Origin of the sequence: Planococcus chinensis (assembly GCF_020071995.1) — a bacterium.
GTDB classification, from domain to species: Bacteria; Bacillota; Bacilli; order Bacillales_A; family Planococcaceae; genus Planococcus; species Planococcus chinensis_A.
Map to the genome: position 1 here is coordinate 87936 of NZ_JABWTK010000005.1, position 24489 is coordinate 112424.

Sequence of the window (24489 nt, forward strand, 5' to 3'; positions counted from 1 at the left end):
TAATCAGTACATTAGGAGGATGTAATTTTCAGCCAAAATAACTATATTCAATGGTAGTATGTGTTAAAAACTTTACAATAAAACAGTAGATTCGTTGCATAAAAGTGTTAAAATAAAGAGATAAAATACATTTATTGGAACGGATTCTGAAATCGAACCGATTAATCATAGAACTGGGGAGCGTATGGATGCGAAAAGAACAGACACGATATTCTCGGCTGGCTCAAATCACCAAATTAATCAATACAAAACTTGAATTGAGAGAAGTGCTTGAACACGTCATCACTGCGATTTCCGAAGAAATTGTGCAGTGTGATTCGGTCGGCATTTACTTGCCTGAAGAGAATGGGGATTTCCGCGGCTTTGTCGGCAAACCGGAAATCATAAATGGCATGACCCTGGATATGCATTTCATCGATACGGAATATGATTTGTTGGCAAAAGAAGTGATCGAAACAAAGAAAACGATTTACATTCCGGATACCTCCAAAGATGATCGGCCGGATCATCGGGCGGTTGCAGGTTTCCAAATTAAATCGTTGCTTGGATTGCCCATCACATATGAAGATGAATTGTTTGGTCTGGTGTTTTTATTTGACTACGGAATCCCGATGAATTTAAAAGAAGATGAAATCCAGACAGTGGAAGCTTACGTCAATATGGCAGGCGTTGCCATCCGCAATGCCACCAACTTGACCCGCAAGGAAAACCTGCTGGCTGAAAAACAGGTGCTGCTGGACTTTACGCGGGAATTGTCGATGTGTTCGACAATGCCGCAAGCGCTGGACAAATGCTTTTCCTACGTCGGCGATGTGCTGAACAACTACAATGTGGGCGTGCATCTTCTGGAGCCTTTAGCTGAAAAGAAAATTGAACCGACCACGCTAAGCAAAGACAGCGACTGGTCCGAAGAAGACTGGCTGGCGACGCACACGAAAGCGCCGCTTGATCCCGCCAATGACGCAGTATTCCAGGAAGTGATCCGCACGAAAAAGCCTTTGCTCATTCCGAATGTGTTCGAAGACGACCGGCCAAACCATGAAGTCTGCGCCAATTTCGGCATCAAGGGCATGTTCATGATGCCGTTGATTGCCATGGGGGAAGTGTTAGGGGCACTGGCGGTTCCGGAATTGGAAAAAGAAGAACTTTCATTTGCGGAAGCGGACATGCAGCTGGCCCAGTCTTTGGCAGATGCCACCGCGGCGACCTTATCGAATCTGCTGTATATGGAAAAGCAGGAAGTCATCATTGAAGAACGGACTTCGGAAATTCGGATCAAGAACAATGAATTGGAACGGGTAGTAGCCGAACTGGGAAATTTGAGCCGCGAACGGGAGTTGATTTTGAACTCCGCAGGAGACGGATTATTCGGTTTGGATTTGGAAGGGAAAATCACCTTCTGCAATCCTGCCAGCGAATCGATGCTTGGCTACGAATCCGGCGAACTGATCGGCAAAAGCTCCGACATCATTTTCGGCAAGAAAAAGCCGGCGATTTCCGAAACGGCTCTTTTTGAACCGAATCAGCAGTTTTTCAAAAAAGACAAATCAAGCTTTTCCGTTGAATACGTCATTTCTTCTATTAAAGACGGGAGCCGAGTGCTGGGCGAAGTTGTGTCGTTCAAAGACATCTCCGAACGGATGAAACTAGAAGAAGAAATCAAATACTTGGCTTATTATGACAGCTTGACCGATTTGCCGAACCGGGTGCTGCTGAATGACCGTTTGAAACAAATGCTGGATAAATCCAAGGCGAGAGGCAAAAAACTGGCAGTTCTTTATTTGGACCTGGACCGCTTTAAACTGATCAATGATAGCCTGGGGCACAGTTACGGCGACATTTTGCTGCGTGAATCCGCTGAACGCCTGCGGAGAAGCATTCCAAAAAACGCCATTGTATCACGCCAGGGAGGCGATGAGTTTACCATCATTTTGCCGGAAATAAACTGCAAAAAAGATGTGTTGCCGCTCCTCGAGCAAGTCATGGATTCTTTTTCGAAGCCTTACTCGCTGAAAGGCACCGAAGTTTACATCAAAACAAGCATCGGCATCAGCATGTATCCGCAAGACGGCGATACGGCTGAAGTCCTCATTAAAAACGCGGATGCAGCCATGTATAAATCGAAAGAAAAATCTGGGACCTATTATCACTTTTTTGAAAGCGAAATGAGCAACCGGAACCTTGAAAGCATCAAATTGGAAAATGCGCTGTACAAAGCCTTGGACAATGAGGAGCTCGAGATTTACTACCAGCCTCAAATCGACAGCAAAACGAACACCTTGATCGGTGCCGAAGCGCTGCTCCGTTGGATTCATCCGACAGAAGGCATGGTTTCTCCGGTGAACTTCATCCCGCTGGCGGAAGAAACCGGACTAATCATTCCAATCGGCAAATGGGTGCTGGAAAATGCGTGCCGGCAATTGATGAAATGGCATGCCGAGGGACATACCGAGTTGAGCATTTCGGTGAATTTATCCGGACGCCAATTTGAAGAAGACAATTTGGTCTCCATGGTCGAGGCAATCATCAAAGAGCAGAAAATCGATCCGGAATGCCTTCATATCGAACTGACCGAAAATCAATTGATCCGCAATACCGGCGTGACGATCAAAAAAATGAAGGAATTAAAGAAGCTCGGCGTGAAAATTGCCATTGATGATTTTGGCACCGGCTATTCATCGTTGGGGTATTTGAAAAACTTCCCGATCGATGCACTCAAAATCGACCGGTCCTTTGTCCAGGATATCGAACATGACAGCGACAATGCGGCCATTACCGACACCATTATTACATTGGCACAAAATTTGAAACTGAATGTTATCGCAGAAGGGGTGGAGACTCAGGAGCAATTGGATTTCCTGATGTCCAAAGACTGCTATATCATGCAAGGGTTTTTCTTCAGCAAACCGGTCAAAGCATCAGATTTTGCCGAGAAATATTTTATCAACAACAGTACATTACATTAAACCAGGGGGCTTTAAAAATGAAAGCAGTTCGCTCAGTATTGGAGTATTTGCAAGGCATGGGAGTTAAACACGTATTCGGTATTCCAGCAGGTTCCGTCAATGGATTTTTCAATGAGCTTTACGATATGCCAGAAATTACACCAGTTGTCACAAAACACGAAGGCGCTGCCGGCTACATGGCTGCTTCTTATGCCAAATACAGCAATCAATTGAGCGTCTGCATCGGCAGCAGCGGACCAGGAGGCACAAACCTCGTCACGGGCGCGGCAAATGCCATGCGTGAGCATTTGCCCGTTCTGTTTTTAACAGGCGCCGTCCCGGTGAGTACAATGGGCTTGAATGCGTCGCAGGAATTGGATGCAGATCCGGTATTCAAATCGGTCACCAAATACAGCGTGACGGTTACAGACAGCAAAGACTTGCTGGCTGAAATCGTCAAGGCAGTTGAAATTGCGATTTCCGGCGTACCGGGTCCAGTCCATGTGGCCATGCCAATCGACATCCAGCACAGCCCGGTAGGAGAAGTGAAGATTCCGGCTCCAATAAAGCGGGAAAGCATGACACCGGATCTCGAAGCGATTAAAAAAGCTGCAAAGGAAATGGCAGAACGTAAGAGCGGCTATATTTTTGCAGGGCAAGGCGCTCGAAATTCTACGGAAGCATTGATTGAACTGGCAGAATTGCTCGGCTGGCCGATCATGGTTTCGCCGCAGGCAAAAGGGATCATCCGCCACGACCATCCATTGTTTGCCGGGATTTTCGGGTTTGCCGGAAGCGAGAGTGCCTCAACCTTGATGAACGAAGGCGATGCCAACACCCTTCTTGTGGTTGGTTCAAGCCTCGGAGAGACAGCGACAAACAACTACAACGCCAATATGGCGCAAGACCGCTTCCTTGTTCAACTCGATTTTGATGCATCGGTCTTTAACCGCAAATACGAAGTGGATGTGCCGGTTTTAGGGGACATTCAATTAAGCCTGGTATTTTTGATTGAAGAATTGAAGGCGCTTGGGCTAACAGCGAAGCCGCTGAAGCCGCTTGAATTGGCGGAAAAAGAAGAAGAGCTTGAAGAATACAGCACGAAAAACGTTTTGCTGAAGCTTCAGGAATACTTGCCGGCTTCAACGCGCTACACCATCGACATCGGCGAATTTATGGCGTACGTCATCCACCATATGAAAGTGCTCGATGAAGGCACATTTGACATCAATGTCCATTTCGGAGCTATGGGAAGCGGGCTTAGCGCCGCCATCGGCTCGAAGTTCGCAGAACCGGAGCGCCCGACTGTCGCGATTACGGGAGACGGCTGTTTCTTTATGCACGGCATGGAGATTTTGACGGCAAAAGAATACAATTTGCCGATCCTGTTTGTGGTCATGAACAACGCCCGCCTCGGTATGGTCTACCACGGACACGCCTTGCAGTTCAAACGGGTCCATGCTTCGTTCGAGCAGGAGCCGATCGATATTTCAGCAATGGCAAAAGCGATGAACATCCCGAGCTACCGCGTGGACGGCATGGGCGACTTGAATCCGGAAATTCTCGAAAACCTGATGAACATGAACGGCCCGGCAGTCCTGGAAGTGGCGCTTGTCGACAACAACACGCCGCCAATGGGCGACCGCGTAAAATTCTTGTCTTCGTTCGGAAAATAAAAGACACACCAATCAGCGGGCAGTTCTGCCTTTGGTTGTTAAATCGAGATAAAATAAATCCCCTTTTCAAAAATTGAAAAGGGGATTTTTCTATAACTCGGTATAAGATGCCTGGATGGTCTGATGGATGGCGCCCATGGTTTGGCGCTTGAATTGGTCTGGCACGGATTGGCCGCTTGGATTGGCGTAATAATAGGCGCCAATTTTTTCGTCATAAGTGAAGCCCAAATTGTCCAATGCTTGTTGGAGTTCTTCCGGCAGCTGCTTCTTGCCGGTTTTTTCGATGAAATAAGGAGTCGGAATCACTTTTACATCGATGTCGTTTTTTCCAGTATGGACGATAAACAAGTCTTTCTGGTTTTGTACAATCCATTGGTCTTTGGAATAAAGTGAAATTCGCCGTTCATGCAATTGGGAAATGCCTTCAAGGTTGGTGCCGAATATATGGTTCAATACGGCGCGGACTTCTGCTCCTGTTGACGGTTTGCGGTTTTCTGCTATGTACAGATCCACCGCAGCTGCAGAAAGATCGCTTGCACCTGGAAACGCGACGGCTACACGCTCGGCAAAGTTTTTATCCAGCAAAGGGGCTTTGGACAAATCCAAGCCGTATACTTCGCGGATGACAGCACAAATTGCTGGTCCATCAATTTGTTCAGTGGATACAATGCGCTGGTCCATCAACTCAACCTTTGTTAATGCTTTTGCATCTTTTGGAGATGATTCGGATGACAACTCTCTCATGTTTTATTCCTCCCTGTAAAAAAGAATGGATGCAGTTTCCTATTCATTCCATTATAGCGCAAACGTCCCAGTAAAAATATTCCTCTTTTCAAATACTGAAGGATAGGCTAATGTAATCTGAAAAGGATATGATTTAAACAGTGGAACTGCAAAAATGAGCCGAACTTACCCGTAACTTTCACAAAAACCCAGAGACAGTAGATGTAAAATGAAAGCTAGGGAAATGATTTATCCGAATGGTCTCTTTAGTAAAAGAAAAGCGAGCTGAAACTAAATGGTAAACGACAATCACAATCTGCCGGTTCACACCATCATCAATGCCAGTCCCCATATTATTGTGTTGAAAGATCCCGAAAGCCGCTGGTTGGAAGCCAGTAGGAAAACGATGGAGATCTTTGGGCTGGATAAAGAGTGGGTGATCGGCAAAACGGACATAGAATTAGGGGAGATGTATCCGCATTATAAAGACGCCGTCTCCTACTTTTTTGATTCCGACCAACGGGCATGGCAGGCGAAAAATCAGATTCAAATTGTGGAAACCGTTGTTGTTGATGGCGTGCAACGCATGTATGACGTCGTCAAAATTCCGATATACGATTCCGAAGGCATGCCGGAATCGCTTGTCGTAATGGGCCGCGATATTACGGAAATGCTGGAAAGTGAACAGATGTATCAATCCTTTTTCACTGACCATCCAGACGGCGTGTACTCTCTTGATAAAGAAGGACATATTCTGGATTTAAATAAAGAATCTGAAAAGATCAGCGGCTACAGCAAAGAAGAATTGATTGGCCGCGATTTCCGGATGGTGATTGCGCCTGAAGTGCTTGAAGAAGTAAACCGCCGTTTTGAAGAAGTGCTGCAGGGATTGCCACAATGGTACGAATCCAAAATTCGCAGCAAGGACGGAAAAACGCTGGATGTTCAGATCACCACACTTCCGGCAACACTAAAAGGAAAAATCATCGGTATCCATGGCATGCTGAAAGACGTGACTGAGAAGAATCAGCTGGAGCAATTGCGAAATGAGCAAACGGTGATTTTGTCCAAAATTGCCGCAGGAGAATCACTGGAAGAAATTATGGGCTATCTTACGGTGGCGGTAGAAAAAGTTACTAATGTCATTTGTTCAGTCATGTTTTATGAAAAAGAACATCATTGGCTCCGTTTCGCATATGGCCCGAACCTGCCTGAAGTGTTCGCTAAAACAATTGATCAATTTCCAGTCGGCCCAAACTTCGCTTCATGCGGACATGCCTCGCATACGAAGAAGCTGACAATTGCTGCAGATATTGAGGCAGATCCATCCTGGAAGCCATGGAGCAAAGAGGCTGTCTCTTACGGGCTCCGCGCCTGCTGGTCGATGCCCATCCTCTCCACTGACGGAACTTTACTTGGGACGTTCGGCGTTTACAGCGGGGAAGCACGGGAACCGCAGGCGATTGAAGTGGATATGTTGACGACATTCAGTTATTTATCAGGACTAGCCATTGAACGCAGCCGGCACGAAGAGAAAATCCAGTTTTTAGCCAACCATGATGCGTTAACGAATTTGCCGAACTTGCGTTATTTTAAGGAAGTTTTCTCGACTGTACGGGAGCAAACAGACGAGATAGCGGTCATGTTTATGGACCTCGACCAGTTCAAATCGCTGAACGATACGTTCGGCCATAATTTCGGGGATATTTTGCTTCAGGAAATCGCCAGGCGGATTGAAAAAACAATTGGTGAAACCAATATGGTCGCGCGCATGGGCGGCGATGAATTCATCTTGCTGATCCGGACGATCACAGACGCGCGGCAGGCGAAAGAAATGGCACAGCAGATTTTAAAGGCGACAGAACAGCCGCTGATGATCCAAGGCCAGGAGTTTCAAGTGACGGCAAGCATCGGCATCAGTTTATTCGGCCGGCACGGCACCAACATCGGCCAGCTGATGAAAAATGCGGACGTGGCGATGTACAATGCCAAAGGGACAGGCGGGAACGCCTGCAAAGTCTACGAAACGACAATGGACGATAAAGCCTATGAACTGTATATGCTCAGAGGCGAATTCCGGAAAGCCTTGGAACAACAGCAGTTTGAGCTTCATTATCAGCCGAAAATCAGTTTGACTACCGGACGCATTACGGGAATGGAGGCGCTCGCCCGCTGGCGCCATCCGGAAAAAGGGAATATAAGCCCGGCTGTCTTTATTCCGTTGGCAGAAGAAAGCGGCTTTATCCAGGAACTCGGAAATTGGGTCATCCAGACGGCTTGCCGGCAAGTGAAGGAATGGCGGGAAACAGAAGGGGGCGAGATCAAAGTCGCTGTGAATGTTTCTGTGAAACAGTTTATCAAACAGGATGTAGCAGCTTTTGTGAAGGCCACATTGGAAGAAATGGAGCTGCCGCCGGATTGCCTGGAAATTGAAATCACGGAAAGCGTCCTAAGCAGCCATGAATCCGTCATTCAGCAAGCGGTGAACAATCTGCAGAAGCTGGGCATCAAAGTATTGATTGATGATTTTGGAACAGGGTATGCTTCCATGACTTATTTAAAGCAGTTCCGGGCGGATGCCATCAAAATCGATCAGTCGTTCATCCGGCATTTGCCGAACAACCAGGACGATGCCGCAATCGTTTCGGCGTTGATCACTTTGGCGCAGGCATTGGATATTTGCATTGTCGCAGAAGGCGTCGAAACGAAAGCACAGTTGGATTTCCTGCGGGAAAAGAAATGCTGCGAAGTCCAGGGCTATTATTTCAGCAAGCCGCTGCCAGCAGCGCAAATGTCCAAACTATTAAACCGGCAATTTTCATTTGAACAATAAAAGAGCAGAACCTGTCCGGATTTCCGGCCAGGTTCTGCTTTTCTGTTTTAATCGATGATGGCCCAGTAAGCCGGTTTTACGTTGTAGTACGGGTCAAAGACGAACGGTGCATCTTTTCCGACGCCGTCATTGTATTCTTCCGCACGGTCATCCAGCCACGTGTGGTTGTCTGTGATTCCCCAGAACGTGACGTTGCTGATCTTGTCATCCAATTCTTCGTACAGTTTGAACAATGCATCGTAGCGTTCCGCTTGTGCCTGGAACACTTCATCCGGAATTTCTTCGTAAGATTTGAACGCGGGACGCGGCGGCCATCCGTATAGGCTGACATCCAGTTCTGTGATTTGGTTGTCTAAGCCAAGGCTTGCGAACATATTGATGGAATCTCTTGTTTCCTGAAGAGACGGCCAGCCAAGCTGGATATGCCCCTGGTGGCCTACGCCGTCAATCGGTACGCCTTGTTCCAGCAATTCTTTTACTAAGTTGTACAAGTGAGTCCGTTTAGGTTCCACTTCAGTGTTGTAGTCATTGATGTAAAGCTTCGCGTCTTTTCCGGCAAATCGTCTTGCCGTTTCAAATGCGACAGCGATGTAGTCGGTGCCGGTAATCTGGTACCAAGGAGATTCGCGCAGCCCTTTATCATTCGGAGCGTACTCGTCGATGACTTCGTTGACGACATCCCATGAATCCACATCATTTTTATAGCGTTTTACAATCGTCTTCACATGCGTTTCCACACGCTTCAGCAATAGTTTTTTGTTTTTCTCACGCTGTTTTGGATCGGTTTCATCGACCATTTTCTTGCCTTCTTTATCAAGGAAGAACCATTCCGGCACTTGGCTGTGCCAAATAAGCGTATGGAAGCGAAGGTCCATATCGTTTTCTTTTGCAAACTTTACAATTTTATCGGCTTCTTTAAAGTTGAATTTGCCTTCTTCAGGCTGGATGTTGATCGGCTTCATGATGTTCTCGGCGACAAGGCTGTTGTAATGCTTTTTCAGCATCTCGCCGTCTTTCCCTTCCAGCTGCGAAGTTTCAACCGCAGCACCGATGGTAAAGGATTTTTCATAGCGCTCATCCAGCTCGGCAACATCAAGGGCACTGACAGGGTCCGTAACAGAAGCGGCTCCAGCCATGCCTGACGGAAGCAATAGCGCAACAGCTAAACCGGATAAAAGGGGTTTACGTAGAACTTTTAGCATTTTTCGGTCTCCTTTGAACTTAAGTATTTTGTAAAAAAGGCCAATCTAAAAATTGCTATCCAAACCTCCTTTTTCAAAATTTTAGCTGAATGAGAAACGAGTAAGCGTTTTCATTTCGATTCAAAAAATAAAAAACTTACTTCATGTCTCGAAATATATTATAACCACAAAAAGTTAATTCAGTCACTATACAAACAAAGAATATTTCGTATTTTTAGAAAAATGGTTAAAAAGACATGTTTTACCAATGTGGTAAAATGAAATAACAGATGCAGTCCCGGCTTATGGTGGGAAAAGGAATGTCAAAAAGAGTTGGATGTTCGGCTGCATTTTCTTTTGCAAAAAGGGTATAAAAAGCCAAAGGAGTGAATGTCCATGGCTTTTGATTACGACCTTGACTATGAAAATTTGGATCTCAGAAAACATCCCGAGCTGTACCGAGTGGGCAAAGGCGAGCAGGGCGTGCTGTTGGTGGAACCATATAAAGGCGAGATTTTGCCGCATTGGCGCTTCAAGACGCCCGAGATTGCGCAGGAATCCTGCGACAAAATTTACGAGATGTTTGAGGAGTACCGCAAACAAGATGATTTTGTCGGCATGGACATGGCGCGGAAGTTCATCCAGATGGGCTATACACGTGCCCGCCGCTACACCAATTACAAAGGCGGACGCAAATACAACGAAGACAGAACGATTAAAGAACGCCAAATCGATCCGGTCAAAGCGGAGTCGGCGGCCATTTTCAAAAAGAAATGGGACGAAATCCGGGAAGACGAAGATTATTTGCGGCGCAAAAAAGAGCACCAGAAAAAGTATGGATAAAGGCTGCAGGATCAGCCTTTTTTCTATGCCCGGCACTCAGCAATTCCAGGCGGAGTTTATTTTCCAAAGTCCCGGTTTTCGGGAATCTTGTTGGCGGCTTCTGCGTCCTTTTAACTAATAACAAAGAAGAAATGGGGAGACAATTTGAAAAAGAAAGTGGTACTCGCAGGGGGCACCGGATTTATCGGCCAATACTTAGAAAAGCAGTTCCAGGAACAAGGCTACGAAGTACTGATTATTTCCCGCCAGTCAAACCAGATTTTATGGAATGACCACAGGGGAATTGTCTCCGCTTTGGAAGGGGCGGAAATGGTCATTAACCTGGCCGGCAAGTCGGTCAACTGCCGTTATACCGACAAAAATAAAAAAGAAATTATGGAATCCCGTACTGAAACAACGCGCCTACTCGGCAATGCGGTCCTGGACTGCGAAAATCCGCCGCCGCTATGGATCAATGCCAGCACAGCAACGCTGTACCGCCATGCAGAAGACCGGCCGATGACAGAAGAAAAAGGGGAAATCGGCAGCGGCTTTTCCGTGGAAGTCGGCCAAGCATGGGAACAGGCCTTTTTTGCTTTCCAGCTGCCGAAAACCCGCCAGGCAGCGCTTCGCCTAGCCATTGTACTGGGAGACGAAGGCGCTATGGGGCCGTATAAAAACATGGCGCGTTTTGGTCTCGGCGGCAAGCAGGGGAATGGCAAGCAGATGTTCAGCTGGATTCACGTGGAAGACGTCTACCGCATCATTCTTTTCTTGCAGCAACATGAAGAGTTAAGCGGCGTTTTCAATGCCTCAGCGCCCAATCCGGTTACCAACAAGGAATTCATGGAATCGGTGCGCAAAGTGATGAACCGAAAAATTGGGCTGCCGGCGGCAAAGTGGATGCTATCGGTGGGTGCAGTGGCCATCGGCACAGAAACCGAGCTGATCTTGAAAAGCCGCTGGGTGCTGCCGGAACGCTTGGAACGGGCCGGGTTTGAGTTTAAATACAAAATGCCGGAGCCGGCACTCCGTGAGATCTTGAAAAAATAAAAGGAGCGCGGTGATGATACGGAAAAAGAAGGTTTTCAAATTGTTCCTTATTTGGTGCCTTGCCTTAATCCTTTTCTTGGTGTTCCTAAAACCGGAGACAATCTTCAAAGGTTCCAGCCCTGTTGCTGATAAACCGTATAGCGTAGAAGTGGTACAGTACGGAACCGGGGTACTCGACAAAAAAATCGTCTTTGTCCACTTTAAAATAGATGGGAAAAAAGTGGCTTCAAGAAACTTGGCTTTTTTTGAGAACGCCAACCATACGATGGATCTCGTTTGGGATTTGGATGTGGAAGATGAAACTTGGTGGAGAGACAAATACGTATTACTGAATATGACTTATTCGACCGGTAGTTGGTTAGAGCCCGAAATACAAACTAAGTCAGTGGGATTCGATTTCGGTTCAGGAAAATAGAGAAAAAATAAGCCTTTCATCCGCTGTTATGGATGAAAGGCTTATTTGTGCAATCCATTCTTACTCTAACTGCAGTTTCAGCCCTTCATGCGTCGCTTCAAAGCCGAGCTGGCCATAAAAGCGCAAGGCATCTTCCCGCTGCTTGTCCGAAGTAAGTTGGACCATCCGGCAGCCGCGCTCTTTCGCCCGTTCGATTGCCCAAGAAATCATCTGGCGCCCGATTCCTTTGCCGCGGACAGAAGCTGCGGTCCGCACGCCTTCAATGGTCGCCCGCCAACTGCCCTGCCTTGCGATATAAGGCGTAAACGTAATTTGCTGGACGCCGACAATCTCGCCGTCCAAGCAGGCAACAATCAGTTCATTGTTTGGATCAGCTTCGATTGCTTCAAAAGCTTGGATATAAAAATTCGGCAGCGGCTGCTCAAAGCGTTCCCGTTCTTTTCCAAGTACATCGTCTGCGAGCATTTCCACAATGCGGTCGAGGTCTTCGCGTACAGCGTTTCTGAACTCTACAGCAGTTTCCATCATCCCACTCCTTTTTCTTCCATCGTACCTTACCTATCTCTATTCGTGAATTCGAAATTAAAGAAGCAAATACATAAGCTTTTCTTATGGCTCATTGATGGAGGGCTGGTCTTTTACCCGATACTTCAATGAACTTTTCACCCGCTTTAATTGGGCGACAATGATGACCAATAAAAACCACGAGCTGATTTTGCCGATATGGACGAGCGACCAGGCAGCTTGCTGGTTGGGGTATTGCCAGGCGCCAAGAAACGTTGTGAGGTTTTCGGCTATCCAGATAAAGAAACCAATCAGCAGGAACGACAGGATCAGCGGCATTTTGTAGGTGCTTTGATGGATCCGGAACGTCACAGCGGTCCGGAAGAAAATCACGAACAGCAGCCCTTTTAAAATCCAGCGGAAATCGTAGGTGAAATGATGGGTGAAGAAATTGGCGTAAATCAAAACGGAAATGGCGACGGTGAAGAATGGTTTGGGCCAATCGTAAATTTGGAGGTCCATCCGCCGCCACGCCTGGCAAATATAACTGGCGACACTGGCATACATAAAACCGCTATAGAGCGGGACGCCGAAAAACTTGGAGTAGGCTTCTTCGGGATAACTCCATGAACCCCTATGCACTTTGTACAGTTCAAGCCCGAGGCCGATGACGTGGAACACACAGATTACTTTAAATTCATCAAGGGTTTCCAGTTTCGAGGCCAGCATGAATACTTGCGCCGCGATGCAGATGAGCAATATGAAGTCGTAGCGGGGAACGAGCGGAATGTCTACAAACTTTGATAAAGCGAGTGCGGCAAAAATGATGACTGGAAAAAGACAGGACAGTGCTTGAAGATAGCCAAAGCGCAAAAAGTTTCGCATGTGAATGCTCCTTTCCGTTTCTGGAAGAAAGATTTTACATTGAGACGAACGGGCTTCGCTTCATGTTTCCCAGGTTCTCAAAAAAAGAGGCTTGTTTCACAGAAAGCGGGTATAGAACAAAAAGATGTACAGTGATTATTACAATTTGCAAAAAGGAGGAAATAGCATGCCAGAATTTAATTCAAACGGCGTCCGCTTGTATTACGAGGAAACAGGGGACGGCGAACCGCTGCTTTTGCTGCATGGGTTAGGCTCAAGCCATTTTATGTTCAAGGAAGAGATGGAGCATTTCAAAAACGGCTACCGCACCGTTGCTATCGATTGCCGCGGGCACGGCCAATCCGATCGGCCGGCCAAGTTCACGCTTAATGACCACATTGAAGATGCCGTAGCACTGCTTGACCATTTAGGCATCGAAAAAGCCCACGTGATGGGCGTGTCGATGGGCAGCTATATTGCCCAGGGCTTAGCGCTTTCGCATCCGGACCGAGTTGGAAAACTCATCTTGGTCGTTTCAAAAGCCCACGGGAAAACTTCGTCCACACAGGAAATGCTCGTCCGCTATGCAGATGAGCTAGAAGGGATCCCTGAACAAAAGCAAATGGAACACTTGTACAAATATGTCTTTCATAACTTGCCGGCAATTCAAAAATGGCAGGAAGAAATGCTGAAACTTGAACCGGAATTGTCGGTTGCAGAAATGGCAGCGGCAAACAAAGCCATGGAAGGGTTTGATTTTCGGGCAGCACTGCCAACTGTAGCTGCTGAAACTTTAGTAATCAGCGGGTCCCACGATGGCTTGAATCCGCCGGTTAGAGGGAAAGAACTGGCGTCGCTCATTCCAAATGCGGAATTTGTTGAATTCGAACAGTCGGGCCATGCCCCAAATGTCGAAGAACCAGAGAAATTCAAAGAAACCATTTCAAATTTTTTAAGACGATAGACTTAAAGCTTAGAGTGAAATCTCTAAGCTTTTTTATTTTATGTAATAAATTTAGTTGGAAAAGAAAATAAGTATTAAAAAAAGAAGGGGAAATAGATGAATTTAATCCTTTAAAAATCTAAATTATTAGTTAATTGTGATTATGGAGTGGACAGGTGCATTCGATTATTATTAGAGTTAGTTAATATTTATACAACTATTATCCGACTGGGGGAACATGAATGAAGAAAACGGTTAGCGGGTTACTGGCAGTCAGTTTACTGGCTTCAGCACCATGGTCTTCAGTGCTGGCAGAAGCGCCACAGACTACATACGTAAATGCACTGGAAGAAAAAGACGGCAGTTTGTTCAACAGCGAAAGTTATGACTTCCTGAAATTCTCGAAGGTGGGGGCGGAACTTGAGCGGATCGCCAAGTCTTCGAACCGTGTGAAAGTGGAAGTGGGCGGCACATCGGCTGACGGGCATCCGCTCTATGTCGTGACCATTGCCGACCCTAAGTCAGGCGGCAAATTCGGACAGAACAAAGCACTGCGCAACCAGATGTTTAAAAATCCCGGCAAAGCACAAGACTGGGTGAAGAAAAATCCGGACTTTAAAGTGCCAATCATGATCAACGGTTCCATCCACGGCACGGAGTTTGTCGGAAGCGATGCGGTCATTCAATTGATTGAACGTTTTGCGACCCAAAACGATTCCCAGACCCAAAAAATCCTGGGCAGCAATATCCTTATCTTCAATGTCGTGGCCAACCCGGACGGCCGTGTGGATGCGACGCGCTTTAACAGCGAAGGCATCGATTTGAACCGCGATTTCATCACACAGTCGCAGCCGGAAACCCAACACACGGTCGATTTGATCACGGAATGGAATCCGATGGTGTTCCTGGATACGCATGGCTACGTGAAGAATTATGCACAAAACAAACAAGGTTTGATTGAACCGTGTACGCCGCCGCACAACCCGAACTACGAATACGATTTGTATAATAAGTGGGCACTTGGACAAGCGGCAGCGATGGAAAGTGAAATCATGAAAAACAAAGCCGGTTACACAGGAACCATTTATAAAAACATGGTCGGCACCTATGTTCCGCAGCGCGATGATAAAGACGGATGGGACGATTATCCGCCAATCTTCACGCCGATGTATGCAATGTACCACGGGGCATACGGCCATACCTTGGAAGCGCCGACCAACGATAAAGACGGCGTGAAGTGGATGTACGATGCGGTGATGGGGGCGCTTCAATACGCAACCGATAATAAAGATGCGATGATCACCGACCAGATTGAGATGTTCAAGCGCGGCATCAACTTCGACCACCCGTTCCATGCAGACGGCTTCTTCCCGGAAGCGTATGTGCTGCCGGTCGATGAAAAAGATCCGACGGTAACGGAAAAAGCGGTCAACCACTTGATCCAAAACGGCATTGAAGTGGTGAAAGCTTCAAAAGCCTTTACTGTCGAAGGGAAAACTTATGCCAAAGGTTCGTATATCGTCGACATGGCACAGGCAAAAGCGGGACTTGCGAACACGATGCTGTGGGACGGTGAAGACATCACCAACGACACGGCAGCAATGTATGATATTTCAGCTTGGAGCCTGCCGGAACTTTGGGGCTTCGAAGCAGATCCGGTCCAGACAAAAGTCGCGGTCACCGCAGCGAAAGTCAATGAAGTAAAAGGCCAAGGGTCAGTTACTGGCAAAGGGCCGTTCGTGATTCCGAATTCTTCGGTAAAAGCAGTGGAACTGGTGAATACGCTTCTTCAGCAAGGCGTTGCCGTTAAACGCAGCGAACAAGGCGATTTCTATGTGGAAGCTCCGGCGAACGCGATTTCGGCTGCTGTGAAAGCATCCGGAATCCAAGTGAAGAGCGGAACAGTGCCGGCAGGAACGGAAAAAATCTCTTCTATAAAAGTGGCGCTCCTTGAAGACGGCGGCATAGGCAAAGTGCAGTCGCATTCCGGGATGAACCTGGCGCTTGAACGCCTTGGGTTCGATGTGACGGAACTGTCTCCTGTTGAAGTGGCAGAAGCAGGGCTTAGCGGCTTTGACGCATTCATCTACAACGGTACGGAAAGCTTGATTTCCACAAACTTAAGCGGGGCGAACAAAGAATTCGGCTTCCAAAATGCCGGGCAATTGGATCAATTTAAAGCCAACATCAATGCATTCATCGCTGATGGCGGCAAGTACATCGCAGCTGGAGCCGGGGCGTCGCGCGCAACGAAAACGCTCGGTTTGACGACAGCGACTGTCACTACTGGCGGCGGCAACAGCAACGGCATCGTGTCGGTGGATTACGACGGCACTGGCATCACAGCAGGGTACGGCCAGGACGACTATGGCTTCGTATACCGCCCAGCCTGGTACACAGACGTTGACGCGGATGAAGTGCAAGCGGCATTCGACGACAGCGACTTCTTCCTGGCAGGCCACTGGAAAGGCAACGAAGCGGCATCAGGCAAACCGGTCATCGTCCGTGAAAGCGATAAAGACGTTACTTTGATCGGACTTGAGCCAGGCTTCCGCGACCATACGGATTACCTGTTCCGCTTGATTTCCAACGCGCTTTATACAAAATAACAGACAGAAAAAGGAGCAGCTGAATTTTCAGCTGCTCCTTTCAAGTGCATAATCATTTCTCCACTCAATCGTGTGACAAGCGAAATAGGTTGACACGTTTAACCAATTGCTTTACTGTTAGAGACGCGATGAGCTCGTTTGCGTAAGACGACCAGCAATCCTTTGTTGGAACACGTTGTGGAGCGTGGCTAGGACGCCGCAAATTTATCGAGACCACTTTGCCTTCGGGCGAAGTGGTTTTTTAGTTGATTTATTTAAGGGAGCGGCTATGTCAATAAACAGCATGGTCGAACGTGGCGAAACAGGTTTTCCGGATGCAAAAATAAAATACGCTCAGCGATGGCGGAAATACGCACAGCAAACGATAAAATACGCACAGCAAGTGAAGAAATACGCTCAACAACGCTTAAAATACGATTCCAGCAGAACATACATAGAAGAAAACGGAGCGGCCCAAATTTCTTGGGCGCTCCGTTTTTTTATGGCCTTAAGTTTTCAATCGGTACCGGTTCGATGGCATCGGCCGGTTCAAAGCCGAAAATTTGGCTATAGAAATACAGTTCGGCTTCAATCGAACGCTTGATATTCTCTGCGATGCGGAAGCCGTGGCCTTCGCCTTCAAATGCCAAATAAGCGACCGGCAACCCTTTTTTCCTTAACGCATCAACCATCAGCTCTGCCTGATTCGGCGGAACGATTTTATCTTCGAGCCCTTGCAGGAAAATGATCGGGCAGGACAGCTGATCCGTGAAATTGATGGGCGAGCGGTCGTAATACACTTGTTTCGCTTCCGGGAACGGCCCGATCAAGCCGTCTGCATAGCGGGATTCGAATTTATGTGTTTCGGTGGTGAATACTTCGAGTTCACTGATGCCGAAATAGCTGGCGCCTGCGCGGTAGACGTCCGTGAAGACGAGCGAGGCAAGAGTCGTATAGCCGCCGGCGCTGCCGCCGACAATAACGGCGCGGTTGCCGTCGACTTCACCTTGTTTCACCAAGTACTTTACGGCATTCGCCGAATCTTCCACATCGACAATGCCCCAATTGCCTTTTAGGCGTTCCCGGTATTCCCGGCCGTAGCCGGTCGATCCGCCGTAATTGACATCGATTATCGCAAATCCGCGGCTTGTCCAATACTGGAATTCCAAATTCAAGGCGGAAGTGGCAGCACTTGTCGGCCCGCCGTGGACCGTTACGATGAGCGGCGGCTTTTCGCTTGTTGGCGCGGTGTAATCCGGATTTTTTGGACGGTAATAAATGCCGTGAGCCGTCTTGCCGTGCGCTGTCGGAAATTCAATCGCTTGCGGAATCGATAAATAGTTTGGATCCAATTCCAAATCTGAAGACACTTTCACGTCCTCCATACGGCCGTTTGCATCCATCTGTATAATGCGAAGCGGATCCGTGGGCGAGGCAGCAAGAAAGGCGGCTTCGCTGCCATTGCCATGGATGGAAGAGAACACGGTGAAGCGGCTGTCGACCGGAGCCGATTCACCGGTTTCAAGGTCGATCTTCGCCAGTCGCCGGTTGCCGTTTTGTGAATAAGAAGCAAGCACCGTCGTGCCGTTCAAAAAATCATAATCCGACCGGCCAAAAATCCAGCTCGGCCCGCCAAATTCTGCTTCCATAGGGCACACGGCTTCCACTTCGCTGCCGTTCCAGCGCATGAGGTTCCACCAATTGCTTCGGTCGGACAGGAAATAAAGTACGCCGTCAGGAGACCAGACCGGCTGCAGAATGGAATCAGCCGGTCCGCCGGCCACCATGCGGGCATTGCTTAGTGAACCATCGTCATTTAAATCAGCAAGCCATAACTGGGTTTCATCCCACGGCATATTGGGGTGGTTCCACGTCAAATACGCCAATTGTTTTGCATCCGGACTGACCCGTGGATTGGAATAGAAATCATTGCCGGAAGCGACAATCCGCTCATTGCTGCCGTCGAGGCCCATCGCGACGATGGCCGTTTCTGCGGAAATGGCGGACTGGCTATGGTCTTCGCGTATCCAGTACAAGCGTCCGCGTGAAGCATCAACTGCCGCATCGGCGTAGCGCAGATCCAGCTCCGAGGTGAGTGCGTGAAATTGCTTTTCCCCTTTTCGGACATACAGCAAATTATCATCGAAATTCGAGAAGTACAAATGGGATTGATGGACGACAAACGGCGCGCCGCCGTATTCGTGGACGCGGGTGCGCACATTGAAAGGAAGAGGCGTCAGTTCTGTCGTCGATCCGTCGGGTGTTCTTTTCATGACCGTATTGCGTCCACCTTCCAAGGGACGCTGTTCTAGCCAGTAAAGGTCCGGCCCATCCCAAGCGATGCTTAAAAAACCGACCGTGTCTTGGGTGATTAAATCAGGGGTAATCGGTGATTTCCAGCTGCCGTACGGCAAAGTTGCAGGATGTCTCATATCATTTTTCCTCCTCGGCGAGTAAACTTAGTTAAATGGTATTTCTTTATTTTACCAGTCAATCTGTCAGAATTGGCGGAAAACTTATAGTAAATATCTGCCTTTTTCCATAGACAGAAAGCGGGAAGTGTGGAAGAATAGAGCCACAATCCCGATAGAGAAAAGAGGGGGCTTATGGAGCTGAAGGGGTACGGAAAAGGCAACTGGATATTGGAATATTTTAAAGTTATTCTGGCGTTTATCGCGGCTAAATTGTTTCCGAATACAAGCGGCAAAAAAACTGTGCTGGTCGGCGGCAATCTGGGCGAAAAATACGAAGACAATGCTGCCGTGCTGCACCGGTATTTAATCAATCATTACGCGGATGAAATGAGCATTTACTGGCTTTATGACCCGAATACGGCATATGTAAAAGAGCAGAACATCCCAAATGCCATTGCGCTCGGCAGCTGGGAAAACTATGTGCTGTTTTTCCAGGCGGATTATTCGTTCCACGGCCATTCGATTCTGTATGACCTTGCGCCTTTTGCGCCCCATTTTCTGCTTTTGAACGACAAAACAGTCATGACCCACGTCAGCCACGGCATTGAAGGCTTTAAAAAAATTCTGATCCAGAAAGAAGACCTGCCGCAATTAGAGCGGACGGATTTTTTCAATTGCGCCTCGCAATTCGAACGGCGGATCAAACGGAACGAATGGGGAATCCCGGAAGAAAAGCTGATTGTGACCGGCTTTCCGCGTTTTGACCGGTATCCGGCAGATCAGCCGGCCGAACGCGTCAAACGGGTGCTGGTGATGATGACGTGGCGTGAATGGCTGCTTGAATCAGGCACCAAAGAATTCGAACAAAGCGATTACTACCTCAATACGTACGGGCTCCTGCAGCATGAAGGCATCCAAAAACTGCTGGAAGAACAGGACATGGAAGTGACCGTTGCGCTCCATCCGTTCATGCAGCGTTTTGAAAAGCATTTCGAAGAAATTTCAAGCGGCCGGATCCGTTTTGTGGCTTTTGAGGAACTGTCCATTTCCAAAGCCATTGAAGAAAACGACATGCTGCTGACCGATATCACGAGCGTCTCCTGGGACTTCCTTTATTTGAACAAACCGATTATCTTTTATTTGTTCGACCAGGAAGACTGGGAAACGAAGCGGGGAATCTACCTGGATTTGAACAAAGACTTGTACGGCTACAAAGCAAAGACGGCAGAAGATGTTTACGGATTCTTGAAAGAGATCACCGGAGGCGTCAATTTCAACAAATGGTACAGCATGGCACCGCAGTTTATCGACTTTTTTGATCAGGACAACTGCAAGCGGCTAACCGATCGAGTGTTTGGAACAAAACGTACAGAATAAAAAAAGCCTCCAGGCGGATGCATTCTGCAAATGCATCCACCTGGAAGCTTATTTTATTGGATAGAATCAACGGATTCCGTTTTGTGAAAATGCCATGGCTTGCTGAATCGATGAAAAAGTCAGCAGCGGGCGGCGCTGGTCCTGGAGCGTACCCAATTCGCGCGCCGCTTTTGGGGAAATGCCGGTGACATACAGATGTGTGCCCATCAGTTTCAGGACATCGCGTATGCTCAACAAGCCTTCCAGTGGAAAGCCTTCTTCCCAATAAAGTCCGGTGACATCAATCATAACGTGTTCGATCCGTTCTTTTTGAACGTATAAGCTCAGTTTGGAAATCAAAAGGTCAAAGCGGTGATGGGTCATGTTGCCGATTAAAGCGACAGCCGCCACATGGTCCTGCAAAGACAGGATTGGCAGCATGATCTGTTCAATTTCCAATTCTTTTTCGGTCAATTCCTGGCGTTGATTATGTTCCAGTGTAACATCGGTTTGGGTGCCGATAAAATAAAGGGCGCCCATGACTTCCACGGGTTCAATGTGCAGGCGGTTCCAGAAGAGGGATCCGTCCTTGCGGTAATTCTGCAGCGTGACCGTTACGCTTTCTCTAGCTTCGATTGCCGTTCTGATTTTCTGGCGCTCCTTGGGATCTGTTTCTTTTCGCTGGAGGAAACGGCAGTTCCGGCCCAACACTTCAGACTGCTGGTAACCGGTCATTTTTTCAAAAGTTCGGTTTGTATAGATGATCGGGTTGTCTTCCTGTGAAGGATCGGTTACGATAGTGGCCACATTGCTGCCATCCACCATAGCCTCAAGAAGCGTAAGTTGTTCTTCAAAAGCCAAAGTTTTCATCTGAATTACCTCCACCAAGTCTTGCCTTGTTTAATCGCTTATTTATCGTAGCATAACAGCCAGAAAAAACCAAAAACCTGCTTGAACGAGAAAATATCTCTGTTCAAGCAGGTTTTTTAGTTATGCCCATTTCAATCAATAAGAAGTCCAGCCGCCGTCGATTGTCACAACTTGGCCGTTCACAAAGCTTGCTTCATCGGAACCAAGGAATATCGCTAAATTCGCGATTTCTTCGGGCTGGCCGATGCGCGGGTTCAATGCCATGCCCAGCTGCTGGCGGCCCATGCCGACTTGGCTGATGTTGCTCATGCTGCTGCCGATATTGGTCGCAACTGCTCCAGGTGCAATGCCGTTCGTGCGGATGTTTTTATCGCCGTACATGAATGCCGTGTTTTTCGTCAAACCAACGACTGCATGCTTAGAAGCTGTGTAAGCGGCTCCTGCACGCCCTCCGTAAAGGCCGCCGGCAGAAATGTTGTTGACGATGGCGCCGTGCCCTTGTTCAAGGAACATCGGGATTGCCAAGCGCATCGTGTGCATAACTGCTGTTGTGTTGACCGCAAAGATGCGATCCCAGCGATCGTTTGAAATTTCGCCTACCGGTTCCATGCCGTCCATGATGCCGGCGTTGTTTACCAGGATATCCAGTTTGCCGAATGCCTGTTTCGTTTCTTCGAACAACTGGTTGATGTCTTCTTCCGAAGTAACGTTTGTTTTCACAGCAATTGCTTCAGCCCCTGTTTCTTTAAGCGCATCGGCTACTGCAGTGGCCCCTTCAAGATTCAAATCGGAAACGACGACTTTTGCGCCTTCTTTTGCATAAGCTTCCGCAATCGCTTTTCCCATTCCTGAAGCCGCACCGGTTACAATTGCAACTTTGCCTTCTAATCTCATCGTAAAAACCTCCTGATTTTTTATTGAACATTTGTCTAATAAAAAGTATAGTAGAGAAAATGAATAGCTTCAATAATCAAATAAATTTATAATGTTCATTAAACAACAGATTTTTAAATTTTGTTTAGTAAGGGGTTGGAAATGCTGAAAAGTGATTTGCGGATAACAAAAACTAAACAGGCATTGGAAGAGGCACTGCTGACTTTATTGCAGGAAAAGCCGTTGAAGTCCATTTCCATTACCGAGATCTGCCGGCTGGCCAAGATTAACCGCGGTACCTTTTATCTGCATTACGGCCAGATTGAAGACCTGTTTGAGGAATATTACAAAGAAATCATGAAAGACTTAACCGATTCGTACCAGGAGCCTTACCGGCATGCCGACATTTTAAATACGAAAGAGTTAAATCCATCAACTATCCGGATTTTCCACCATATTGAAGCATACAAGAACTTTTACCGCATCGTCTTTTCACGGACCGTGCCAATGTCTTACTATTATCTCCTGTTCAATCAAGTCCAGGATTTGCTGAAGCGGGATATGGAGCTCAAGTTGAAGTCTTCAGTCGATCCGGCGATGCTCAGCGCTTATCAGGCAAACGCCATACTTGGCCTCATTATTGAATGGGGGCGGAACGATTTTCAGCAACCAGCAGAAGATATGAACCTGCTGCTGGTCCGCATTTTGAACATCCAAACGGAAAGCCGTAGGTAAGCGGATCTGCGAGAGTTTTGGATTTCGACATATATTCATTTTCAATAGGCTTAAAAGATGGTATAGTAAAGGTACAACTCAATAGACTTTGACTTTATGTCAAGGGGGAGTAGCTGTAGGGAAACCTATTTCACAGTCGTCATTACATGGTTCGTAGCCATCGGTTGTGATAGCAATCAATTTTGCTTAGCGAGACCTTTGCCTTTTATTAGGCAGGGGTCTTTTTTGTTGGCAAAAAACACAAGGAGGATGAAAGATGGAAGCAATTTTATTGGAGTACGCTTGGGTATTACTGGTTTTGATTGGATTGGAAGGGCTCTTGGCAGCCGATAACGCCGTCGTGATGGCGGTTATGGTCAAGCACTTGCCGAAAGAGCAGCAGAAAAAAGCATTATTTTACGGGTTAGCAGGGGCATTTATCTTCCGTTTTGCCGCTTTGTTCATGATCACATTGTTGGTGAACATCTGGCAGATTCAGGCACTCGGGGCCGCGTATCTATTATTCATCTCGATTAAACACATTTACGATCAGCGAAAAAGTGAAACTGGCCATGCCATTGATGTGGAACCAGAACCGAAAAAAGGTTCCGGCTTCTGGATGACCGTGTTGAAAATTGAAATGGCGGATATCGCGTTTGCGATTGACTCGATGCTCGCAGCAGTAGCACTTGCTGTTACATTGCCGCATTTGAATGTATTCGGAATGAGCGATATCGGAGGCATCAACTCCGGGCAGTTCTTCGTCATGCTTGCCGGTGGATTGATCGGGGTCATCATCATGCGATTCGCTGCACACAAATTCGTTAAGCTTTTGGAAACGTATCCGCAGCTGGAAACAGCCGCATTCGTCATTGTCGGATGGGTAGGGGTCAAACTTCTTGTGATGACGTTGTCACACGAAAAGCTGGGCATCTTGCCGCATGACTTCCCGCACTCGACGCCATGGACGATTACGTTCTGGGTTGTATTGGTCGGCATCGTCGTTGTCGGAGCATTGCTTGGGGTTAAAAAGAAAAAAGAAGAAGAAGCTGAAGCAAAATAAGCAAGAAAATCAAGAGCCTGCTTGGATACCCAAGCAGGCTCTTTCATTTTGTGGTTTTTATCCACTACGGTGAACATGCCGATAGAAGAGGAAGAAAATTGGGTGGAACCGAAGGGCAGCTAATGCGCCGAATTGATGTAACTTTCCTCATGATGCACCATCAATTGTACAGACGTGCAGTGTGGGCAAACACTATACCCTTTTTGAATTTGGAGTGACTCGATATAAACAGGGCAGTCCTCAAACTCGCGTTTTTCAATCGGTGTCGTTATAAATCCGCACCGGTCTCCGGCATAGACGCGTTGGTGAATCGTTTTTGTTGCATGATCAATTAAATATTTCATTTCCCACACTCCTTTCTACAAGAAAAGGCAAGTATTCTATGGGTGTCTTATCCTTAGCTTACAGAAGTGCTAAAAAGAAGGGTAGTGCCGAAAAGTCTATTTTTATCTGAAAAATCAGATTTTATTTTATAGAAAGGAAATAAATATGGATTTTCTTAAGTCCTTTTGCCTATTCTGTGAGCACATCAAAAGTCCGTTGAGGAGAAACCGTCAATTCAGTGCCGAGTTTTCCCTTTCTTCATGCTGAAGCAAGCCGAATAAAATCCGTATCTAGTCGAAGCCGATTCCTATATAATAGAGCTAAATTA

General features: G+C 47.3%; 19 protein-coding genes. 11 read left to right on the plus strand and 8 right to left on the minus strand.

The window, feature by feature from the left end; all coding sequences use genetic code 11:
* Positions 1–188 precede the first annotated feature (188 nt).
* Positions 189–2966, plus strand: a complete 2778-nt coding sequence (locus HU147_RS09755) for a sensor domain-containing phosphodiesterase (RefSeq protein ID WP_224076054.1) — start codon at positions 189–191, stop codon at positions 2964–2966.
* A 17-nt stretch (positions 2967–2983) separates the two neighbouring features.
* A complete protein-coding gene (locus tag HU147_RS09760) occupies positions 2984–4621 on the plus strand; it encodes a thiamine pyrophosphate-binding protein (protein WP_224076055.1) in 1638 nt (545 codons plus the stop codon).
* 90 nt (positions 4622–4711) lie between these two features.
* Here the strand turns inward: HU147_RS09760 and HU147_RS09765 are convergent, their stop codons facing one another.
* Entirely contained in the window at positions 4712–5365 is a 654-nt protein-coding gene (locus HU147_RS09765) for a hypothetical protein (RefSeq protein WP_053166149.1), read from the minus strand.
* A 274-nt stretch (positions 5366–5639) separates the two neighbouring features.
* On the opposite strand from HU147_RS09765, the gene HU147_RS09770 reads away from it, so the two are divergent.
* Positions 5640–8177: a sensor domain-containing protein gene (locus HU147_RS09770; protein WP_224076056.1), complete on the plus strand. Its 2538-nt coding sequence runs from the start codon at positions 5640–5642 to the stop codon at positions 8175–8177.
* Positions 8178–8224: 47 nt separating this feature from the next.
* On the opposite strand, the gene HU147_RS09775 is transcribed toward HU147_RS09770, so the two are convergent.
* Positions 8225–9379 (minus strand): endo-1,4-beta-xylanase, encoded by a 1155-nt coding sequence (locus tag HU147_RS09775; protein WP_053166147.1) that lies wholly within the window; start codon positions 9377–9379, stop codon positions 8225–8227.
* 375 nt (positions 9380–9754) lie between these two features.
* Here HU147_RS09775 and HU147_RS09780 point away from each other — a divergent pair, with 375 nt between their 5' ends.
* The 3 genes from HU147_RS09780 to HU147_RS09790 all read left to right on the plus strand — a co-directional run bounded on the left by HU147_RS09780 (position 9755) and on the right by HU147_RS09790 (position 11648).
* On the plus strand, positions 9755–10201 hold the full coding sequence (locus HU147_RS09780; protein WP_036802264.1) for a DUF4385 domain-containing protein: 447 nt from the start codon (positions 9755–9757) through the stop codon (positions 10199–10201).
* 144 nt (positions 10202–10345) lie between these two features.
* Positions 10346–11233 (plus strand): TIGR01777 family oxidoreductase, encoded by an 888-nt coding sequence (locus HU147_RS09785; RefSeq protein ID WP_224076057.1) that lies wholly within the window; start codon positions 10346–10348, stop codon positions 11231–11233.
* Between the two features lie 13 nt (positions 11234–11246).
* On the plus strand, positions 11247–11648 hold the full coding sequence (locus HU147_RS09790) for a hypothetical protein (RefSeq protein ID WP_220629217.1): 402 nt from the start codon (positions 11247–11249) through the stop codon (positions 11646–11648).
* Positions 11649–11708: 60 nt separating this feature from the next.
* On the opposite strand, the gene HU147_RS09795 is transcribed toward HU147_RS09790, so the two are convergent.
* Together HU147_RS09795 and HU147_RS09800 are read right to left on the minus strand one after the other, a co-directional pair.
* On the minus strand, positions 11709–12173 hold the full coding sequence (locus HU147_RS09795) for a GNAT family N-acetyltransferase (protein ID WP_224076058.1): 465 nt from the start codon (positions 12171–12173) through the stop codon (positions 11709–11711).
* Between the two features lie 84 nt (positions 12174–12257).
* Complete coding sequence (locus HU147_RS09800) at positions 12258–13037, minus strand: DUF817 domain-containing protein (RefSeq protein WP_224076059.1); 780 nt, start codon at positions 13035–13037, stop codon at positions 12258–12260.
* Positions 13038–13203: 166 nt separating this feature from the next.
* Here HU147_RS09800 and HU147_RS09805 point away from each other — a divergent pair, with 166 nt between their 5' ends.
* Entirely contained in the window at positions 13204–13980 is a 777-nt protein-coding gene (locus HU147_RS09805; RefSeq protein WP_224076060.1) for an alpha/beta fold hydrolase, read from the plus strand.
* Between the two features lie 221 nt (positions 13981–14201).
* Positions 14202–16568, plus strand: a complete 2367-nt coding sequence (locus HU147_RS09810) for a M14 family zinc carboxypeptidase (RefSeq protein WP_224076061.1) — start codon at positions 14202–14204, stop codon at positions 16566–16568.
* 479 nt (positions 16569–17047) lie between these two features.
* On the opposite strand, the gene HU147_RS09815 is transcribed toward HU147_RS09810, so the two are convergent.
* Positions 17048–18979: a S9 family peptidase gene (locus HU147_RS09815; RefSeq protein ID WP_224076062.1), complete on the minus strand. Its 1932-nt coding sequence runs from the start codon at positions 18977–18979 to the stop codon at positions 17048–17050.
* Between the two features lie 174 nt (positions 18980–19153).
* Between HU147_RS09815 and HU147_RS09820 the strand changes: the two genes are divergently transcribed.
* The gene (locus HU147_RS09820) at positions 19154–20338 is read left to right on the plus strand and encodes a CDP-glycerol glycerophosphotransferase family protein (protein ID WP_224076063.1); all 1185 of its coding nucleotides are present in this window, start codon (positions 19154–19156) and stop codon (positions 20336–20338) included.
* Positions 20339–20404: 66 nt separating this feature from the next.
* Here HU147_RS09820 and HU147_RS09825 read toward each other — a convergent pair whose 3' ends face one another.
* Both HU147_RS09825 and HU147_RS09830 read right to left on the minus strand, forming a co-directional pair.
* On the minus strand, positions 20405–21187 hold the full coding sequence (locus HU147_RS09825) for a PAS domain S-box protein (protein WP_224076064.1): 783 nt from the start codon (positions 21185–21187) through the stop codon (positions 20405–20407).
* A 135-nt stretch (positions 21188–21322) separates the two neighbouring features.
* Complete coding sequence (locus HU147_RS09830; protein ID WP_224076065.1) at positions 21323–22081, minus strand: SDR family oxidoreductase; 759 nt, start codon at positions 22079–22081, stop codon at positions 21323–21325.
* Positions 22082–22222: 141 nt separating this feature from the next.
* On the opposite strand from HU147_RS09830, the gene HU147_RS09835 reads away from it, so the two are divergent.
* Positions 22223–22795, plus strand: coding sequence for a TetR/AcrR family transcriptional regulator (locus HU147_RS09835; RefSeq protein ID WP_224076066.1), 573 nt, complete (start codon positions 22223–22225; stop codon positions 22793–22795).
* 256 nt (positions 22796–23051) lie between these two features.
* Positions 23052–23837 (plus strand): TerC family protein, encoded by a 786-nt coding sequence (locus tag HU147_RS09840; protein WP_036802286.1) that lies wholly within the window; start codon positions 23052–23054, stop codon positions 23835–23837.
* A gap of 119 nt (positions 23838–23956) precedes the next feature.
* Here the strand turns inward: HU147_RS09840 and HU147_RS09845 are convergent, their stop codons facing one another.
* Positions 23957–24181, minus strand: a complete 225-nt coding sequence (locus HU147_RS09845; protein ID WP_036802289.1) for a hypothetical protein — start codon at positions 24179–24181, stop codon at positions 23957–23959.
* Between the last annotated feature and the right edge of the window lie 308 nt (positions 24182–24489).

What these genes read in the sequence shown, in the direction of transcription:
- HU147_RS09755 (WP_224076054.1), top strand. Translation starts at nt 189, where the DNA reads ATGCGAAAAGAACAGACACGATATTCTCGGCTGGCTCAAATCACCAAA.
- HU147_RS09760 (WP_224076055.1), top strand. Translation starts at nt 2,984, where the DNA reads ATGAAAGCAGTTCGCTCAGTATTGGAGTATTTGCAAGGCATGGGAGTT.
- HU147_RS09765 (WP_053166149.1), bottom strand. Translation starts at nt 5,365, where the DNA reads ATGAGAGAGTTGTCATCCGAATCATCTCCAAAAGATGCAAAAGCATTA.
- HU147_RS09770 (WP_224076056.1), top strand. Translation starts at nt 5,640, where the DNA reads ATGGTAAACGACAATCACAATCTGCCGGTTCACACCATCATCAATGCC.
- HU147_RS09775 (WP_053166147.1), bottom strand. Translation starts at nt 9,379, where the DNA reads ATGCTAAAAGTTCTACGTAAACCCCTTTTATCCGGTTTAGCTGTTGCG.
- HU147_RS09780 (WP_036802264.1), top strand. Translation starts at nt 9,755, where the DNA reads ATGGCTTTTGATTACGACCTTGACTATGAAAATTTGGATCTCAGAAAA.
- HU147_RS09790 (WP_220629217.1), top strand. Translation starts at nt 11,247, where the DNA reads ATGATACGGAAAAAGAAGGTTTTCAAATTGTTCCTTATTTGGTGCCTT.
- HU147_RS09795 (WP_224076058.1), bottom strand. Translation starts at nt 12,173, where the DNA reads ATGGAAACTGCTGTAGAGTTCAGAAACGCTGTACGCGAAGACCTCGAC.
- HU147_RS09800 (WP_224076059.1), bottom strand. Translation starts at nt 13,037, where the DNA reads ATGCGAAACTTTTTGCGCTTTGGCTATCTTCAAGCACTGTCCTGTCTT.
- HU147_RS09805 (WP_224076060.1), top strand. Translation starts at nt 13,204, where the DNA reads ATGCCAGAATTTAATTCAAACGGCGTCCGCTTGTATTACGAGGAAACA.
- HU147_RS09810 (WP_224076061.1), top strand. Translation starts at nt 14,202, where the DNA reads ATGAAGAAAACGGTTAGCGGGTTACTGGCAGTCAGTTTACTGGCTTCA.
- HU147_RS09815 (WP_224076062.1), bottom strand. Translation starts at nt 18,979, where the DNA reads ATGAGACATCCTGCAACTTTGCCGTACGGCAGCTGGAAATCACCGATT.
- HU147_RS09820 (WP_224076063.1), top strand. Translation starts at nt 19,154, where the DNA reads ATGGAGCTGAAGGGGTACGGAAAAGGCAACTGGATATTGGAATATTTT.
- HU147_RS09825 (WP_224076064.1), bottom strand. Translation starts at nt 21,187, where the DNA reads ATGAAAACTTTGGCTTTTGAAGAACAACTTACGCTTCTTGAGGCTATG.
- HU147_RS09830 (WP_224076065.1), bottom strand. Translation starts at nt 22,081, where the DNA reads ATGAGATTAGAAGGCAAAGTTGCAATTGTAACCGGTGCGGCTTCAGGA.
- HU147_RS09835 (WP_224076066.1), top strand. Translation starts at nt 22,223, where the DNA reads ATGCTGAAAAGTGATTTGCGGATAACAAAAACTAAACAGGCATTGGAA.
- HU147_RS09840 (WP_036802286.1), top strand. Translation starts at nt 23,052, where the DNA reads ATGGAAGCAATTTTATTGGAGTACGCTTGGGTATTACTGGTTTTGATT.
- HU147_RS09845 (WP_036802289.1), bottom strand. Translation starts at nt 24,181, where the DNA reads ATGAAATATTTAATTGATCATGCAACAAAAACGATTCACCAACGCGTC.